Source organism: Vibrio sp. 1CM8B (assembly GCF_023161685.1).
Lineage (GTDB): Bacteria > Pseudomonadota > Gammaproteobacteria > Enterobacterales > Vibrionaceae > Vibrio > Vibrio coralliirubri.
The window spans coordinates 335,373-355,141 of sequence record NZ_JALNTU010000004.1; the positions used below are offsets into that span (position 1 = coordinate 335,373).

At 45.7% G+C, this 19,769-nt stretch carries 6 protein-coding genes; 1 reads left to right on the forward strand and 5 read right to left on the reverse strand.

What is annotated here, in order from left to right; all coding sequences use genetic code 11:
• The first annotated feature begins 24 nt into the window (after window positions 1–24).
• Entirely contained in the window at window positions 25–12,063 is a 12,039-nt protein-coding gene (locus MSG36_RS10420) for a VCBS domain-containing protein (protein WP_248367629.1), read from the forward strand.
• 96 nt (window positions 12,064–12,159) lie between these two features.
• Here the strand turns inward: MSG36_RS10420 and MSG36_RS10425 are convergent, their stop codons facing one another.
• The 5 genes from MSG36_RS10425 to MSG36_RS10445 all read right to left on the reverse strand — a co-directional run bounded on the left by MSG36_RS10425 (window position 12,160) and on the right by MSG36_RS10445 (window position 19,694).
• Complete coding sequence (locus MSG36_RS10425; RefSeq protein WP_248367632.1) at window positions 12,160–13,473, reverse strand: HlyD family type I secretion periplasmic adaptor subunit; 1,314 nt, start codon at window positions 13,471–13,473, stop codon at window positions 12,160–12,162.
• Window positions 13,466–15,718: an ABC transporter transmembrane domain-containing protein gene (locus MSG36_RS10430; RefSeq protein ID WP_248367635.1), complete on the reverse strand. Its 2,253-nt coding sequence runs from the start codon at window positions 15,716–15,718 to the stop codon at window positions 13,466–13,468. The genes MSG36_RS10425 and MSG36_RS10430 overlap by 8 nt, the downstream gene beginning before the upstream one ends.
• A complete protein-coding gene (locus MSG36_RS10435; RefSeq protein ID WP_248367638.1) occupies window positions 15,715–17,361 on the reverse strand; it encodes an ABC transporter ATP-binding protein in 1,647 nt (548 codons plus the stop codon). The genes MSG36_RS10430 and MSG36_RS10435 overlap by 4 nt, the downstream gene beginning before the upstream one ends.
• A gap of 165 nt (window positions 17,362–17,526) precedes the next feature.
• Window positions 17,527–18,162, reverse strand: coding sequence for a CatB-related O-acetyltransferase (locus tag MSG36_RS10440; RefSeq protein ID WP_050650798.1), 636 nt, complete (start codon window positions 18,160–18,162; stop codon window positions 17,527–17,529).
• A gap of 419 nt (window positions 18,163–18,581) precedes the next feature.
• Complete coding sequence (locus tag MSG36_RS10445) at window positions 18,582–19,694, reverse strand: NADH:flavin oxidoreductase (protein ID WP_282452214.1); 1,113 nt, start codon at window positions 19,692–19,694, stop codon at window positions 18,582–18,584.
• Window positions 19,695–19,769: the final 75 nt, after the last annotated feature.

Sequence of the window (19,769 nt, forward strand, 5' to 3'; positions counted from 1 at the left end):
AACCACGATTCACGGATGAGAAAAATGGCTAACAAAAAAAACGTCGAAGCAAACAAGAAAAATACAGAAATCAAAAATAAGAAAAGTAACGAGCTAGAACAAAAGAAACCAACAAAAAAAAAGAAGCTCAGACTGCATTCACACCTAAAAGTTAATATCCCACTTTTTCAATCACTCATGATGATACTGCCATCATTGGCTAAACACGCGGCTGCCGAGGATGTAGACAATTCCGGTGATAACGCAGATCAAGTAACCGCAAATAACGTGACAGCAAAAGATTCCAGCGACCACCATGGAAAAACCGACTCATCAGCGGTTACTCATCAAAAGGCTCAAACGAGCGACAGCGACGTAAACTCGACCTTAAGTGCAAGCCACACTCCCCATGGTTCGAGCTCTCACTTGGTTCCTTCTCATCATTTATCGACGCTTTCTCACCCGCAAGTCCATTACATTCCTTCGGTATCGATGCCTACTATCTCCTCAGGGAGTAACGGTCAGCCGACTCATTCGAATGCGCCTACGACGCCCGCTTTACCCGTCACCTTTATGCCAGAAGTCATAAAAGGTACGTACGGAGAGCTTCATGTTGATGCAAATGGTCAATACACATTCGTATTGAATCCAAATTCTCCTCAATACATACTGTTAAATCAGCACCAAACAGGTACTGACCATTTTGCGTTACATCTATCTAATGGCTCGAGCATCATTGTTCAAGTTCCGGTCACAGGTAAGCAAGACACGCCAAGTATTTCTGGAGACTTAACAGGTGTCGTCACAGAAGATCACAATATTGATTCACAAGGCTTGTTACATGCGAACGGCAAAATCGATGTCATAGACCCTGACCAAAATGAAAGTTCGGTTACACCGGAAGTTATCTCAGGTAAATATGGTTCATTAACTATCGATGCTGATGGACATTGGCAGTATCAAGTTGATAACTCGCTCTCTAATGTTCAAGCTTTAACCGCAGCCACTTCATTGCACGAAAGCTTCACTATTCACACCAAAGACGGCACACCGCAAACCATCGATATGACGATTGGTGGGAACGACGACAACGCCGTTATCACAGGTGTGGATACTGGCACGTTAACTGAAGATTTAACGACACAAGTTCAAGGGCAGCTTTCGGTAACGGACTCTGATCTTGGAGAAGACCACTTTCAAGCCTCACAAGTGACTAGTAGTTTCGGTACGCTAAGCATCACCAAAGACGGTGCATGGACATACGATTTAGATAACAATAACCCTGTAGTTCAAGGGCTTGGCCAAGGCTCAACTGCGACAGACATCGTCACTGTTCACTCAGCCGACGGCACAGCGCATCAAGTTACGGTTACGATCAATGGCACCAACGACCATGCAGTAATCACGAGTAGTACAGCAAATTCGCCAAGTTCGTTTTTCGCTATCGGGACAAGTAATGGCTCAAGCCAAGTTACTGAAGATAAAGACCTAACGGTTTCAGGCCATCTCAACATCACCGATATCGACTCAAAAGAGGCGCATTTTTCTAATTCCGACCTCAAGGGGACACTGGGTACTTTACACCTTAAAGACAATGGCGATTGGACCTACGATCTAGATAATAAAAATCCACAAGTTCAGGCTCTTGGTAAAGGTTCTTCGACAACAGATATCATAACCATCCACTCCGCCGACGGCACTCCTCATCAAATCACGATTACCGTTAACGGCACCAATGATAAAGCCGTGATAAGCGGAACCAGTGCCGGCGTGGTAACCGAAGAGTCCCAACTTCAAACCTCGGGCACACTTGCGGTAACGGATGTGGATACTGGCGAGGCACACTTCTCCAACACCGACATAAAAGGCTCATTAGGTACTTTACACCTGACTGACAGTGGTGCTTGGACGTATGATCTCGATAACACAAACCCTAGAGTTCAAGCGTTAGGAAAAGGAGCAACCGCCACCGATACTATTACCGTTCATTCTGCAGATGGCACCACCCATCAAGTAACGATTACGATAAACGGTACTAACGACAAAGCAATTATTGGTGGAACAAGCTCAGGAGCTGTCACCGAAGAATCTCAGCTTCAAACCTCTGGTACGTTGACTGTCACTGACGTAGATACTGGCGAAGCACACTTCTCCAACACCGATATTGCAGGCAGATTAGGGACTCTACATCTGACCGATTCTGGTGCTTGGACGTACGATCTTGATAACACTAACCCTACAGTTCAAGCGTTAGGTGCAAATAAAACAGCTACCGATACCATTACTGTTCACTCTGCAGATGGCACCACCCATCAAGTAACGATTACAATAAACGGCACTAACGACAAAGCAATTATTGGTGGAACAAGCTCAGGAGCTGTCACCGAAGAATCTCAGCTTCAAACCTCTGGTACGTTGACTGTCACTGACGTAGATACTGGCGAAGCACACTTCTCCAACACCGATATTGCAGGCAGATTAGGGACTCTACATCTGACCGATTCTGGTGCTTGGACGTACGATCTTGATAACACTAACCCTACAGTTCAAGCGTTAGGCGCAAATAAAACAGCTACCGATACCATTACTGTTCACTCTGCAGATGGCACAGCGCATCAAGTTACGGTTACGATAAATGGCACTAACGACAAAGCAATTATTGGTGGAACAAGCTCAGGATCTGTCACCGAAGAATCTCAGCTTCAAACCTCTGGTACGTTGACTGTCACTGACGTAGATACTGGCGAAGCACACTTCTCCAACACCGATATCGTAGGCAACTTAGGTACTCTACATCTGACCGATTCAGGTGCTTGGACGTACGATCTTGATAATACAGGTCCTAACGTTCAAGCATTGGGCAAAGGAGTAACCGCTACCGACACCATCATCGTTCATTCTGCTGATGGCACGCCGCATCAAGTGACTATCACAGTAAATGGCACCAATGATGCTGCGGTAATCGGTGGGACAAACTCAGGTGCGGTGACTGAAGAATCTCAATTACAAACATCCGGTACGTTGACTGTCACTGATATCGATACTGGCGAGGCACATTTCTCCAACACAGATATAGTAGGCAACTTGGGGACTCTACATCTGACCGACTCAGGTGCTTGGACTTACGACCTCGATAACACAAATCCTATCGTTCAAGCGTTAGGCGTGAATAAAACAGCCACTGATACTATTACTGTCCATTCTGCTGACGGCACGCCGCATCAAGTTACGATTACGGTGAATGGCACTAACGACAAAGCAATTATTGGTGGAACAAGCTCAGGATCTGTCACCGAAGAATCTCAGCTTCAAACCTCTGGTACGTTGACTGTCACTGACGTAGATACTGGCGAAGCACACTTTTCCAACACAGATGTTGCAGGCAGCTTAGGGACTCTACATCTGACCGATTCTGGTACTTGGACGTACGACCTCGATAACACAAACCCTACAGTTCAAGCATTAAGAAAAGGAGTAACCGCCACCGATACTATTACGATTCATTCTGCTGATGGCACGCCTCATCAAGTGACTATCACGGTGAATGGCACCAATGATGCTGCTTTAATCGGTGGGACAAACTCAGGTGCGGTGACTGAAGAATCTCAATTACAAACATCCGGTACGTTGACTGTCACTGATATCGATACTGGCGAGGCACATTTCTCCAACACAGATATAGTAGGCAACTTGGGGACTCTACATCTGACCGACTCAGGTGCTTGGACTTACGACCTCGATAACACAAATCCTATCGTTCAAGCGTTAGGCGTGAATAAAACAGCCACTGATACTATTACTGTCCATTCTGCTGACGGCACGCCGCATCAAGTTACGATTACGGTAAATGGCACCAATGATACTGCTGTGATTGGTGGCACCAACTCAGGTGCGGTAACCGAAGAATCTCAATTGCAAACATCCGGTACGTTGACTGTCACTGATGTAGATACTGGCGAAGCACACTTCTCAAACACAGATGTTGCAGGCAGCTTAGGGACTCTACATCTGACCGATTCTGGTGCTTGGACTTACGACCTCGATAACACAAATCCTACAGTTCAAGCGTTAGGAAAAGGAGCAACCGCCACCGATACTATTACCGTTCATTCTGCTGATGGGACGTCACATCAAGTAACGATCACAGTGAATGGCACCAATGATACTGCGGTGATAATGGGGACATCGACAGGCGATGTCCATGAAGGACACACTTTTACCGCGCCAGACGGCAGTATGACTGGCGGTTATGTTGATGACCGTTCACCTGATCATCAGCACGGAAACATAGGGAAATTGTGGAACGATGAAATCCATACCGATGGCCACCTATCGGTAGTGGATGCTGATGCCGGTGAAAGCTATGCCCAAACAGGCACTTATTACGGCACTCATGGTCGTGTCATACTTCAAACTAACGGGGACTGGACCTACTATGCTTCCATCGGCCAAGATGCAACCGGCAGAGCTATTGATCATCTGGGTAAAGGTGAATCACTAACCGATACTGTCACCGTTAGATCTGCAGATGGCACCACACACGATATCGTTGTCACCATTCATGGCGATAACGACCGCCCATACTGTTCTTCAGAAGTGCAGCTCAACAGCGGAAAAGAAGATCTTGCCCAAACCCTCACTGCAACTGAGCTATTGGCAAACACCATAGATGTAGATACCAATGACCTAGGCAAACTGACGATTACGAATCTTCATGCCGATCATGGATCTATTCTAGATAATCAAGACGGTACCTTCACTTTCACACCAACCAAAGACTACAACGGCCAAGTGCACTTCACTTATGACGTGACAGATGCGCATGGTGGTATCACTGCAACAGGCGCGAATTTACACTTACAAGCAACTGGCGATGCTGCGACTATTACTGGAATTGATCAAGGGAATGTAACAGAAGATCGTGGTTATATTGATACACAATATAATCTTCATTTTGATGGAAAATTAGATATTGTTGACCCCGACCAAGGTGAAGCTCAGTTTGATATTCAAAGAGGCCACACCTATCACGGAATTGGCTATGATACAAAAATGGGTGGGTGGGTACTTTTACAACAAGATGGTACTTATACTTATACAATTGATAATCGTAAACCAGAAATTCAAAATCTTGGGTCAACAGAGACTCTTGTCGATAAGGTGACAATCCACAGTGTCGATGGAACAAGTCATGAAATTCAGATCACAATCCACGGTACAAATGATGACCCTAAGGTTTCTTCGGTAACAACTCTTCCTGCAGGAACTGAAGATACAGATGTCGTTCTACACGCTTCTGATTTACTCGCCAACGCTACAGACATCGACCACAATGATGCAGGGCAACTCTTAGTGGCCAACCTCACCGCCGACCATGGCAAAATCACCGATAATCATGACGGTACTTTTACCTTTCATCCTGCCCTAGATTACAATGGGAAAGTCTCTTTTAGCTATGATGTAAAAGATGCACATGCTGGCAGTACAGCGACTTCAGCGAGTATGACGTTAGCACCAACCAGTGATGCAGCGGTTATTACAGGCTCCGGTTCTGGGGTTAAAGAGGATATCAATGTGGATATCTCGAGTGGGCATCTCCTTGGAGCTTCTGGTGTGTTCCATGTTGTTGACCCTGATGGTCCTGCACAGTCGCAATTCCCAGATGTGCTCTATGGTGGTATTTATCAAGGGTCTCATGGTGGAGATCTTCAGGTGAATAGTAATGGTAACTATTACTATCATATAAGTAATTATTTAGTACAACATCTCTCAGAGGGAGAAACACTCAAAGAGGAGTATACCATTCACAGCGTTGATGGAACTCAACACAAAGTGGAGTTTACCGTTGAGGGGACCAATGATAAACCCGTCCTCTCTGCCCAATCACAATCGGTAACTGAAGGTGGAACCCTTTTATCTGGTCAGATGCATGCCACGGATGTGGATACAAAAGACACGCATACATTCACTATTGATAAACCTGTAGATGGCTTAACCTTTAACAATGATGGTAGTTACACTTTTGACCCCTCCCATGCAAGTTATCAAAACTTGGGAGTAAACAATGACCAAGTTATACATGTTCAGGTAAAAGTGGATGACCATAATGGTGGTACGGATACGAAGACTCTAACGTTAGTTGTACACGGAACGAATGACAGTGCAACAATTGGCGGACAAGACACCTTTACTGTTCAAGAGGATCATAACCTTACCCTAAACTCAGGTAATACGATCATATACAACGGCCAATTGACCATTACTGACGCCGATGCTGGAGAAGATCATTTTGATGGGAATCTTCATCAAAACCAACAAACAGGCACATGGGATACCGGATATACAACACAGGAAGGTGGAAAACTCATTCTTCAATCCAATGGTTCATATCGCTATGAAATTGATAATAGCCTCGCAAAGATTCAATCTCTCGGTAGTAGTGAAACGTTAATTGATACTGTTACTGTACGTTCTGCTGATGGTACGCCTCATCAAATTCAAGTCACTATCCAAGGTGACAATGATGCTCCAGTTGTTAGCTCCGCAGTTACACTTACGGCTGGAACTGAAGATACGGATGTTGTACTACACGCGTCTGATTTGTTAGCCAATGCGACAGATATTGATCATAATGATGCAGGGCAACTCTCTGTGGCCAATCTCACCGCCGACCATGGCAATATCACCGATAACCATGACGGAACCTTCAGCTTTCATCCTACACAAGATTACAACGGCAACGTCTCCTTTACCTATGATGTGCAGGATACACATGGTGGAAGTGTCGCTACATCAGCCTCAATAACTCTCACTCCCACCCGTGATTCTGCTGTGATTTCTGGCAATGATGCAGGAACGATTATTGAAGATCATAATGTCGGGCACAGCTCAGCTCAAAAGATTGCAATATCAGGCTCTTTGTCTGTAACTGATCCTGACACAGGCGAAGATCATTTCCGGTTTAACCAATTTGGTGAGAAAGCGATACATGACCCCTTTGGTGGAGATCTAAGAATAACTCCAGCTGGAAGTTGGGGGTATGAGGTTTCAAACAGTCGCTTGCAATCATTAGCTGAAGGTGAAGTAGAAAAGGTTGTATATCGTGTTTATTCTGCAGACCACACTGCCCACGATATAACAATAACGGTGACAGGCACCAATGATCAGCCGACCATCATTGCGACAACACTTGCACATGGCAGTGAAGACACGCACTACCAAATGCAAGCCAGCCAATTTGGATTCAATGATATCGACTCCGGCGATACGCTACATTTCATAGCAATCACAGATCTTCCGCCAGCAACACAAGGTAAGTTTTTACTTGATGGACACGATGTTACAGCAGGACAACAGATCCCTACAGCTGACATCAGTAAGCTTCAGTTCGTTCCTGCGCAAGATTTTAATGGCGATGTTCAGTTTAAATATACTGTTAACGATGGGCATACCGACTCTGCAGAGGCTACCAACACACTTCATATTGATGCGGTGGGAGATAAAGCCGTTATATCAGGTGTGGATACTGGCGATGTTTATGAAAACAGAAACCCTGATATGTCGCCAGACTTTGCCCAGCCAGGTATGGCGCATTTAACTAATAGTATGATTCATGTTGAGGGGCAACTAACAATCATCGATCCAGATACCGGCGAGAATAGTTTTCATTCTAAAGGTATTGGTTATACCTATCATGGAAAATATGGCCATTTGATTCTTAATACAGATGGTAAATGGTTTTATGGTGTTGCAACCGGCACTGCTGATGTAAATGGTGGATTAACAACAAATGTAGGATCGACGATTGATCAACTTGGTGCAAATGAGACACTCACTGATACGATAACGATACAAAGTAAAGACGGTACTACTCATGATATTGTTATCACCATTCATGGCGACAACGACCGTCCATACTGCTCTTCAGAAGTGCAGCTCAACAGCGGTAAAGAAGACCTCGCGCAAACCATCACGGCCACCGAACTCTTAGCAAACACTATAGACGTGGATAGCAACGACCTAGGCAAACTCACCGTTGCGAATCTGTTAGTCGATCACGGCTCTGTAGTCGATAACAAAGACGGCACCTACACTTTTACTCCAACCAAAGACTATAACGGCCGAGTTCATTTTAGCTATGACGTCACAGATGCGCATGGCGGAACGACTCATACAGGAGCAAACACGTCTCTTGCTGCTGTTAATGATGTCGCAACATTTACTGGTGATTCAGGCAGCATAAGAGAAGATACAAACATTCACCACAACTTGCATACCACCGGGTCAGCAACCATTCCAGATGCCCTTTTTTGTCATGGGCACCTGATTGTTTCTGACGCTGATGGTCATGGCGAAGCTGCATTAGATCTTAAGGGGCAACAGAAAATATCTCTTGATGGAACCTATGGTCATTTCGACATCACTAGCAGTGGGAGATGGGTTTATAAAGCAGACAACAATAGTGTGCCTATTCAAGACTTAGACAATGGACAAACACTCACAGATAGCATTGAAGTCACATCAAAAGACGGTACCAAGCATTCAATAACCGTCACGATTAATGGGACCACCGATGATCCTGTTCTTCACAGCCTTAGTGATTCTGGTGTTCAACATAGTGGTCCAGTTGAAGGGAATCTACTTACTGGCTCTGGGACGGATCAAGGATTGAGTGGTGCAGCAACAGACACCGATTCCAACGCACACCTGGTGTTGCAAGATATTCAAATAAAAGACCCCGTGTCAGGTTATGTCGCGGTAAGGCCGGGGCAACCACATACTATGGCCGGTATCGGTACACTCGCGATCGAAGCGAATGGTCATTATACCTTCACCCCGGAAGCTGGCTTTACAGGTAAAGTGCCAAGTATGGTTTATCGTGTCGGCGATGATGGTGGTAACCCAATAGGAGATTCTTCTCAAAATTCTCTCTCTATTGAAGTCACCCCTCCTCTACAACATGCGCCAACGGTGACAGGGCAAACCGTTTCTACAAATGAAGACATCACCAGAACCTTTACAACCAGTGAATTTGGTTACAGTGATCAAGATGGCGACACGTTACAGTTCGTGACTATTAGCAGCATACCGAGCCATGGATTATTACTTCTAAACGGTAACGCCGTAACCGCCAACCAGCAAATCAGCAAGGCTGACTTAGACGCAGGCCATTTAACCTTTACGCCGATCACTAATGAAAACGGCGCCAACTATGCGCAATTTACATTTACTGCGAATGATGGCCATAAAAATTCGGCAAGCGCAACGATGGTAGTGGATGTTAGTGCAGTCAATGATGCACCTATCGTTGGATCGAGTTTTATTAGTTCTTTAGAAGATAAGCCTCATGCGTTCACCACCGCAGACTTTAAATATTCTGATATTGATGGAGATGCGTTAAACCACATCACGATTACCAATGTCGCCCATGGCGTGTTATCGCTGAATGGCACCACAGTGAATGTTGGTGATGACGTCAGCGCCTCCGACGTTTCATCACTCATCTTCACCCCAACTCACAACTACTTTAGTTCTGGTGTCAGCGGATTAGGAGGGGTGCAATTTACCGCAAACGATGGTCATCTTGATTCAAAAGAAGGGTCAATACTCATTAATATAGCGAGTGTCGCTGACCCTGCAACATTCAGTGGAGACTCCACAGGAGTGGCCAAAGAAGACATAACACTTCAAGCTTCAGGTACGTTGACGGCGAGTGATCCTGATGGAACAGCAGGGTTTACCGCGGTACAGGGTGGAGCTGGAATAGCCGGAAGCAAAGGCTATGGGCACGTTCATATCGATGTAAATGGTCACTGGACTTACGACCTTGATAACAACCATCCTATAGTTCAACAGCTTGGCGAAGGTCAGACAGACACTGAAACCATCACGGTTCAATCTGCAGATGGCACGCACCATGATATCGTGGTTACCATTACCGGAACCAATGACGCACCGATTCTCGGCGTTAACCAAACATCATCAACGACAGGCACATTAACAGAGACAGATGTAGACGTTAATGACACTCATACGTTCTCTGTCGTCAGCTCTGCGGGTCAATTCGGTTCATTGTCGGTAGATCCAAACACTGGTGACTACGTCTACACACCAAATACGTCTATCACAGGGATGAGTTATAACTCTGCCACCAACACCTATCATGGTGTTGATGTGTTCGAAGTAAAAGTCAGCGACGGCCATACTGAGGATTCGAAATTCATCACCTTTGATGCCTCAGGACATGTCACCATGTCCCCAACAGGTGGCTTGACCACATCAACCACAGTGCCTCAACAACCTACAGTTACAACGACACTACCAACCTTGCTGATGGTCAACACTGTCGCACCAACGAACACCGTCACTCTGGATCTTGCATCAACAAGCGATTCAGGTTCATCGAACACTGACAACCTTACCAACGACACTACCCCAACGATTACCGGACACACTGATATTCCGTATTCGCAAGTGACCGTTTACGATGGTTCAACACCCGTTGGACACGCGCTGTCTGATGCATCTGGGCAATATAGTGTTGCGGTAAGTAGCTTATCGGACGGCGATCATAATCTATCAGCCAAAGCACTGGCTCCTTCGTCAGTGCTACCAGCTACGTCTTCGCTTCTTTCTGTCCATATTGATACGCAAGTACACGTCGGTATTCAAACAGACCCGATTACCGCCGACAATGTGATTAATGCTCAAGAATCCAACAGCGCCATTGACATCACCGGATCCGTTTCTGGCGATTATAATGCAGGCGACATTGTGACTTTAAATGTAAATGGGACACAACATACAGGCACGGTAGATACAAAAGGACACTATTCAATTACCATACCTGGCAGTGAACTCATCGCTGATGCTGACCAAAAAATAGAGGCATCAGTAGCGGTAACAGATACCGCAGGTAATAGCGCTCATGCCACTGCAGATGTTACTTACCAAGTCGATACACAGGTTAGCGTTCCTACGATTACTTTTGAAAACGCAGGGGGAGACAACTTATACAGTAAAGCTGAAATCGCCCGAGGACAGGCAAACACGATCACAGCAACCGTTACGCCTCCCGGTGATGCAAAAATCGGTGAGCATCTTGTCGTTAACGGTCAGGATCATGTAATAGATGCTCATACTCTTCAGCATGGAATACAAATTGAAGTTCATCCCGGTTCTAATGTACAAGCAACAATGACTGACGAACACGGTAATACCGCAGGTAGCCAAGGTTTCGCTGCAAGCGCTATTCCTGAACCTATCATTGTCAGACCACCATCCGGAAGCCACCAAGTATCTGGCACGCTTGGGGTTCCACCACTATTACCTTCATTAACTCCGGTACCAACAGCACAAAGCGGTTGGCGAATCCATTTACCTAACGGACAGTACGTCACTAGCCATCATGGCCAATACGGTACATTAACCATTGACCCTCAGACTGGTCATTTACATTATCAAGAGCAAGCCCAAGTTCACACGGGCCCTCATGGCAGCGCTTCTGGTATAGGTCAACATGAAGATAAATTTGAAGTAGCATTGCAAGGGACAAATCAAGATGAAGTTGTCGCCCATGTGAATATCCAGATACTCAGTCATGGGCCTGGACATAGTGGAAAGCTGACAGTTGGAACTGAAGTGGTTGATATGACAATCACACCTTTGGTCCATACATCACACCCAGCTCCCCCACCACCGCCTCCTGTACAACATGACGAGCCAGACATGGCTTCGCAAGCCGACTTTACGGTCACACTAAGCGATGATAGTAATCTAGATTTAACCCTGCAGACCCATCAAGAACCCGATCAGAAAACCAGCCACCATGGTGCAGCCGCTTATCTGGATGCATTGGGCATTAAACCCGATGCAACATCGACAACGGTTCACGATCAACCTGCGGATATGGATATCATACTTGCACAAGTCGACCAACCAGATGTAGCAACACATGACCAAGCGCACTTGGATATGTCAGACGCGCTGGAACACCATGATGCGAACATCAACCATAACCAAGATGATGAGCACCATCATCACAACGACGTAGACGGGCTGCCGGACATTGATCCTAATAGTTAACCGATAACGAGACCAAACAGAAGGGAGCACATAATGTGCTCCCTTTTTATTATCTTCTGTTGTTATTCGTTTACTCTCAGCGACTCTTTATAACGACTACCTTTCACCAAATGCGACACTGACATTGGTGTAAATTGGCTTCCACAGGTACTGGAATACAGATTTCTCACCAGTAGTAATATCTACCTCGCCCGTCATACCTGGTAAAATAGAGAAACTTTCAGGATTATCACGGAAATAAGGAACATCCACCGAGACGATGACTTCATAATAGATCTCGCCACGCTCGCTTTGACTCGTGGTCGGTGAAATACTCTCAACCTCCCCTTTTAGCGCCCCAAAGCGGCTGTAATCAAACGCATCAATTTTGATACGAGTCGGCTGCCCTACACTCACAAAACCAATATCTCTTGGCGACAAACGAGCTTTAAAGTCGGCTTTCCCACCAACAGGAACAATTTCAACCACTGTCCCACCCGGCTGAATAACACCACCGTTTTGCGTGCTTGGCAGGCTTTGCACCAAACCTTGTAGCGGCGACACTAACATGGTGTTGGTCAATTTCGCTTGGCTTGAACGAACTCTGGCATTCAATGCAGATAAATCTGACACGGCTTTGGAACGATCAGCACTCACTTTCGCCTTTGCCTCAGCAAGAAGCTGTTCAATTTTTTGTTCAGTACTGTCTGCTTGTTTGATTAGCACCGCTTTCTTACCACGAGCTTCTTCGATTTTCTGTTCGATACTGGCCAGCTTTTGGCGCATTTCAAGCACGCGTAAACGTGAAATATTGCCTGATTTATAGCCCTTTTCTAATATGTTTAACTCTTGTTTAGTCGCATTCAACTCTTTTTCGTAACTCGGTAAGGCTTTTTCCACGCTACGAAGTTGCTCCGCAATTTGCTCGCTCTCTTTCTCAAGCACCACACGCTTTTGGAAGTAGAGGGCTTTTTGCGCGTTCAGCTGCGCTTTTTGTTGGCTGACGATCTCTGGGTAATCGACCTCAAACTCAGCAAGGTTAGGCTCACGTTGCTCAAGCAGCGCATTCATACGTTCCACACTGGCTAGAAGCGTCACTTGTTGGGACTTTAGCTCTTCAAGGGCGGTACGCTGGAAAGTGGCATCAAACTCAACAAGCGGCTGGCCTTTCTCAACCAACTGCCCTTCTTTAACGAGAATTTGCTTTAACTTCCCGCCAATCGCGCTTTGTAATACTTGCTTCTCGCCTTCCGGAATCACAGCACCTTTGGCTTTGGCTATTTCATCAACTTGAGTGACTACAGACCAAGTGGCAAAAGCAATAACACATAAGGCAACCGACCATGTGGCCAGCGCCAATGTACGAGCCGTATTTTGTGATTCAACAAGTTCACCGTAGCGCTTGCCCTTCTCGATAGATTGTTTAGTCATTAGCGACTCCTTGCTTAGACTCTGATTGTTCTTGTTGGGCTGCATTTTGTTGAGCAGAAGCCTCTTGAGTTGACGGCTGTAGCTCTTGAGATAACGGTTGCTCAGATAACTGCGGTTCTTGAGAAGCTTGAGGCTCTGAAGGCTGTTCCTGCTTCAAAGACTGCTCCGACTCTAATGGGCCTGCATAAACCACTGCACCTTCATTTAATACCACCACTTTATCGGCAAGCTTGATTAAATCCGGATCGTGGGACGTGTAAATCACCGTTGCTTTTCCTTTTTTCGATTGCACAAACTCACCAAATATACGTTTAGCATTTGGGTGAGCATCAGGCACAGGATTATCCATTAAGAACATTGGGTAGTCATAAACCAGCGCTTTCGCGTCAATGAGGATCTGCGCGACGCTGCCAGACAACATGTCAAAAAGGCTGTCCGGCTGAATACTGCTGATGGAAGTATCGAGCCCACCTGATAATGTCTCGAACCAACGCTTTCCGCCGACCATTTCAATTGCAGAGATCATTTTCTGATCTTCGACTTTGTGACCGTCGTTTAGCCACTCTCGAATACTCAGCGTAAGCAAATCAGGATATGCGGCTCGAATGAAACACCAGTGGCGATAAAGCTGCGGATCGTATTGAACGAGGTTAACGCCTTCAAGCTCGACCATCCCGTTTTGGATAGGCTGCAAGCCAGACAGCACTTCAATTAATGTTGATTTACCGCTCCCAGAAGGGCCGGTAATCGCGACAATTTCACCGGCTTCAATATCAAAACTCACACCATTCAAGGCAGGGCGACTCTGTTTAGGATAACGCAGTGTCACTTGGTCTAATTTCAAGTTAGGCGCTACCACGGGTAACGGGTGATGCTGGTAACTGAATTCACGCTCAGACGGCTGAGACAAAATACGGTTCACTTGCAGCTTGGATTGATTAAAGCTATTAAAGCGCATCGCGCTGTTTGCCAACACCTGAGCGGGACCCGTCACCTTAGATATCAACATCATTGAAGCAATCAAACCACCAGGGGTCATCACTTGTTCAAAAATAAGCCCTATTCCCAATCCCATCACAGCTAATGTCGAACCAACCCCAATGAAATAGTAAATCGAGGTATACCGACTCTGGAGAACCGATTGATTGAAGGTCACTGTTGAAGCAAGAAGATTGGCCTTTTTGAAGCGTTGAATCCAGTGCTCTGAGAATCCAGCACTGCGAATAAAGGCAAGCTTGGATGACAGCTCATTAGTCATGTTTTGACGATTCGTACCTGCCACTGTCGACTGCATCGAGCGCTTGCTGCTAGAGCGTATCGAACGTTTTGCTAGCAAGTAATAAAGGATTAAAGAAACGACTGGAACCAGTACCAACCATCCGCCTAAAACACCTATCGCAAGTACAAAAATAAGAATGAATGGTAGGTCAAATAACGCATTTCCTAATGGCCCCGATAGCACACCTGAAATACGCTCCGACAACATCACTTGGTTTTGTTGACTAGAAGAGGCTGTTTGCTGATTTTGAGCATAGCTATTTCGAAGCAGACGCTGCACGAGGGATTGAGAAATCTCACGACTTACTCGGTTGGAAACTGAAGCAAACACTCGGCTACGTAATGTTCTCAACCAACCCATCATTACAAACAACAATGCCGCGCCAATGGCGATACCTTGCAACTCATGCCCTGCATCACCCCCAATCACATGGTCATAAATCGACATCGTGATGAAGGGGACGGCAAGTGCAAACAAGTTGGTGATAAAACTGACCAACAACAATTTAGGAATGATGGGACGAAACGCATGTAACCTTTCGCCAACCCAATCAGGAGAAGCCTTCTCCAATGGTGGTCCTTCGATAACGATGCAAAACTGCGGGACATCGGTGATGTCGTCATTGGCGTTAAAAGAAACAAATTGTTTGGATTCTAAATGACCAGAGACCAGCTCATGTTCACCAAGTACCAGTAAGACCAATTTATGTTCACCAACTTCATCTAGGTTGGCAACCAAGCGATAAGGCAGTGCAAGCCTGTCGAACAAGGCAAACATATCGTCGATTGATTCAATGCCATTTTCATCGACCCATTGATGCGCGAACAACTGGATATTAGCATTAACTTCCAACTGCTTAAGAACGGAAAGGCTCTCGGTTTCTAAATGATTCATCACCTCTTGTCGACCGCTGGTATCTGCACGGTTGTTCGTACCTGAAGGGTTACCAATATCTAAACGATTCATACGACGGCCTCCTGATTGCTCTCGCTGTCGACCGTAATAGCTCGACTTTCCACTGTAATGATTCGATTAGCAAATTCGCGAAGCTTCGAATGGTAGCTCACCATCAGTATCGTGCGTCCTGCCGTTACTTCTTCTTCCAACACCTTAGCTAGATCCCCAAGGGCGTCTAAATCAAGTGAAGAATCCGGCCTTTCCAACATGATTATGGGTTTATCACTTGCCAATTGAGCCGCGATATTGAGCATTTTCACGTTACCCATACTCAACAAAGAAGCACTCGTATGGCCAATTTGTGTCTCGAGCCCATCGGGTAATCGAGTAATCTCTTTGGTTAAACCCAAACGCTTTGCATAGTCACTGGCGCTTTGCGTTTTCTCAGGGTCAAAGCCGCACAAGTTGTCGAGAATAGTACCCGACACCAACTGCCCTTTAACGCCACAGTAGGCCACAATATTGGTTACGGATGCGATTGAAACTGCAGCTCCGTTAATGAAGCACTCACCCGCTTTTAGATCATCAATACCTGCAATCGACGACAATAAATGACTGTTGGTGTGGCGATCTTCACTCTCTAACAATACCAACTCACCTTTATTCAGTGTGACATCTGCATGAGAGAGTTCACCATATCTTTCAACGGTCGCTTGCTTGATTTCCAACGTCTCAAAGTCAGATAAGTGGTTCTCAGCATGCTCAGAATCTGAAGATTCCGATAGTGATAAGTCACTCAATTTTTCTATTGCCTGATTGGCACTGTGTATTGAATTAAGCTTGATTCTAACCCCAACCAGAGCACTCAAAGGCGCAACCGCTCTGCCAGATAAGATAGAACATGCCGCCAAGCCACCAGTAGTTAACTGACCATTCAACACCCATAAGCTGCCAGTGATCACGAGTAAAACTGACGTGGCTAATGCAGCAAGCTGAATACATTCTTGGGCGAAGGCGTTCTGTTCTTCTTCTCTCGCTTTAGACTGAGAGCGAACATTATTGAGGGATTTAAACTGATTGAAGATTCGAGACTCAACAGCCTGGCGTTTGATTCCCTGAATGGTTTGGCTCAGTAAAATCAAGAACGCTTTTCGCTCCTGCTCATCTTGGGAAGCTTCTTCACTTAAGCTTTTAACGCGAATAGAAGATAACCAAACGATTCCGAGAGTAATCAGCCAAACTGCCAAAGGTATCGCCACCAGCTCACCGCCGATGTAAGCCACCAAGCCCAAGAAGATCAAGGCAAAAGGCAAATCAATGAAGCCTGCAATCACACCACCGGAATACCAATCTTTGACTTTTGATACTGAGCCCAGCCCCTCTTCCACGCCGCCAACACCAATTTGGCGGAGATGGCCTGATGAAGCCGTTGTTACTCTTTCAACCAAGGTTTGATAGGTCGCTTTCTCGGTATTGCTGGCCGCGGCTGACAAAAGCCAAGTACGCACAAACCGGATCAATGCTTCCATGGCAACAGCCAACGCTGCACCCGCCAACAACAAAGTGGCAGTACCGTAACTTTGGTTAGGTAAAATACGATCGTAAATTTGTAAAACCGTTAACGGAACGGCGAGAGAGAGAAGATTTATGAGTAAAGAAGGCAGTAGGACTTTCCCCACCACCCCTTTGTTTTTCATTGAACTTGCGGGCATACACAATCCTTATCCATGCTTATGAAATAAGATTGGTACACCATGTTGAGTATTGCAAGGTAACGAACTGATTTAACGTGTTTTTCAATATAAATATGACACAGATCTTTCTACACAAATCTGTGGCTATACCCGTACCTTACAAACGCTCGTTACAAGCGCTCCTTACAAACAATTGTCGTAATCCGTTATCGCCTGCTTTAGCTTTGAAAAGTCTGAGTTACATAAATACGGTTTCAGCGCTTCAAATTTATCTAAGGGCCACTCGTATATTTTGAATGACATGAGCTCGTCAATAACGGACTCATCAAAGCGGTATTTGACGACTTTAGCTGGAGAACCACCGACAATGCTGTATGGAGCGACGTCTTTAGTCACCACACTATTCGCTGCAACTACAGCGCCTTCGCCAATCGTCACACCGGGCATCACCATCGCTCTCATGCCTAACCACACCCCATCTTCAATGTGAGTGTCACCTTTGCCAATGTAGGCATCGTCGATGACATCCATAAATGGATACAGTGAAAACCAATCAACTCTGTGGGTATGGTTGCCGCCCATTAAAATCACAACCTCTGCGCCAATACAGACATAATCACCGATATGGAGTTCGTCGATTTCCCATCGAGGCTCCCACTGGCGGCTGACTTCGTCGCCGTGTAAATAACGCACTACCGATTGTTCAAAACCGTTATCCCAGCAATCGCTGTAATAACTGTGTTGACCTTTTACGTGAATATTGGGGTTGGTTACGACTTCATGCAGCAACTCGAATTTGGACCAATGCTTCTTTTGCATTTTTACCTCTGAATGATCTATTAAGTTTTATTCGTTAACTATCAAAATGTTCGACGATGCAAATCCAAGGTGCACAAACTAACGCCCTATAAACACAGGGTTCACAGGGATGAATAGTGAGTATCACGCTTAAATCATAGCAATGTCGCTAAAACTAAAGAGGCGTCAGTGGATTCGAGGTTGCTTAAGAAGAGGAAGTAGTTTCAAAGTTTGCCCAGTTTTTATCGATAACTTGGTTGGATAATTTACAGGCGTATTGTAACTGTTTAGTCGCGCCAATTTGACAGGAAGATGTGAGTAATAAGGTTTCAAATTTCGTTTCGTGGAATACGGAATGAACAAGAGCCTGCGCGATTACACAGGCTCAAACTTAGACTCAGCTATAAATTTCGGCTCACGCTTGGAGCTGGGTTCAGCGACTACATGCGAGCAAGCTGTACTTTTCTGTCTTTATTCACCACGCAGAAGTTACCGCGCTTAGTGCGACACTTAGAGCATCGTTCGCATTCAACAGGGCTTCTATCCCCTTCCTTCCAACGCTTAACTAAATGCGGTTCAGAAAGCAGCGGTCTTGAAAGCGCGAAGTATTCAATGCCAGTGTTGTTTGCAATCGCTTCGATAGCATCAAAATCTGTCAGGCCACCAACCGTGATAACTGGGATATTAACGTCTTGGCTGATCGCGTGACCATACTCATGGAAGTAGCCTTCAGCTTGAATGGTAAAACCATCGTGCGACTCGCCAATCATAGTGTCCGCTTTGCCATGAATATTGCCTGACACGACAATGCCATCCACGCCCATTTGTTCAAGCTTTTTACACACAATACGTGTTTCGTCGAAGGTCACGCCACCTTCAAAAAACTCCGAAGCTGTAAGCTTAACTAAGATAGGGAAATCATCTCCCACCAACTTACGCGTCGCGGTATAGATCTCTAACAAAAATCTCATGCGGTTTTCTAAGTTACCGCCGTACTCATCTTCACGTTGGTTGTAGTAAGGGCTTAAGAACTGATTAATCAGGTAAGTGTGAGCAGCATGAATTTCAACGCCATCAAAGCCTGATTTTTGTGCTCTCAAAGACGCTTGAGCAAACGCATCAACAATGTAGTCGATCTCGTCTTTGGTCATCGCTTTGCCTAGTGTTTGAGTGCCTTTTTCTGGAACCTCACTTGGTGCGTAGATCACTCGTTCGCCAAGATCATGCGTGGTTTTCGTGCCACCATAAGCCAATTGCATCACGATTTTAGAGTCGTTGTCGTGCACCAGTTGAGTCAGCTTTTGATACTCTTCAATGAATGAGTCGTTATACATCCCCATCATGCCCGCATTTGGCTTTTCTTCTTCAACGATGTTCGCGTAACCCGTTACGATCAGGCCGACTTCACCTTGAGCCAACTCTTCATAGATAGCGTACAGTTTATCTGTCATATGCCCATCTTCGGTAGCCATATTTTCCCACGTTGCACTTCTCATGAAGCGGTTCTTTAGTGTCATCTTGCCAATGTGGGTTTCTGTAAACAAAGTGCTCAAGTGTCTTCCTCTCAAAATCGTGTTACGCAAGTTACCCATTAAGCATGGGCACTGATTCAGGCGGATACTACAGAG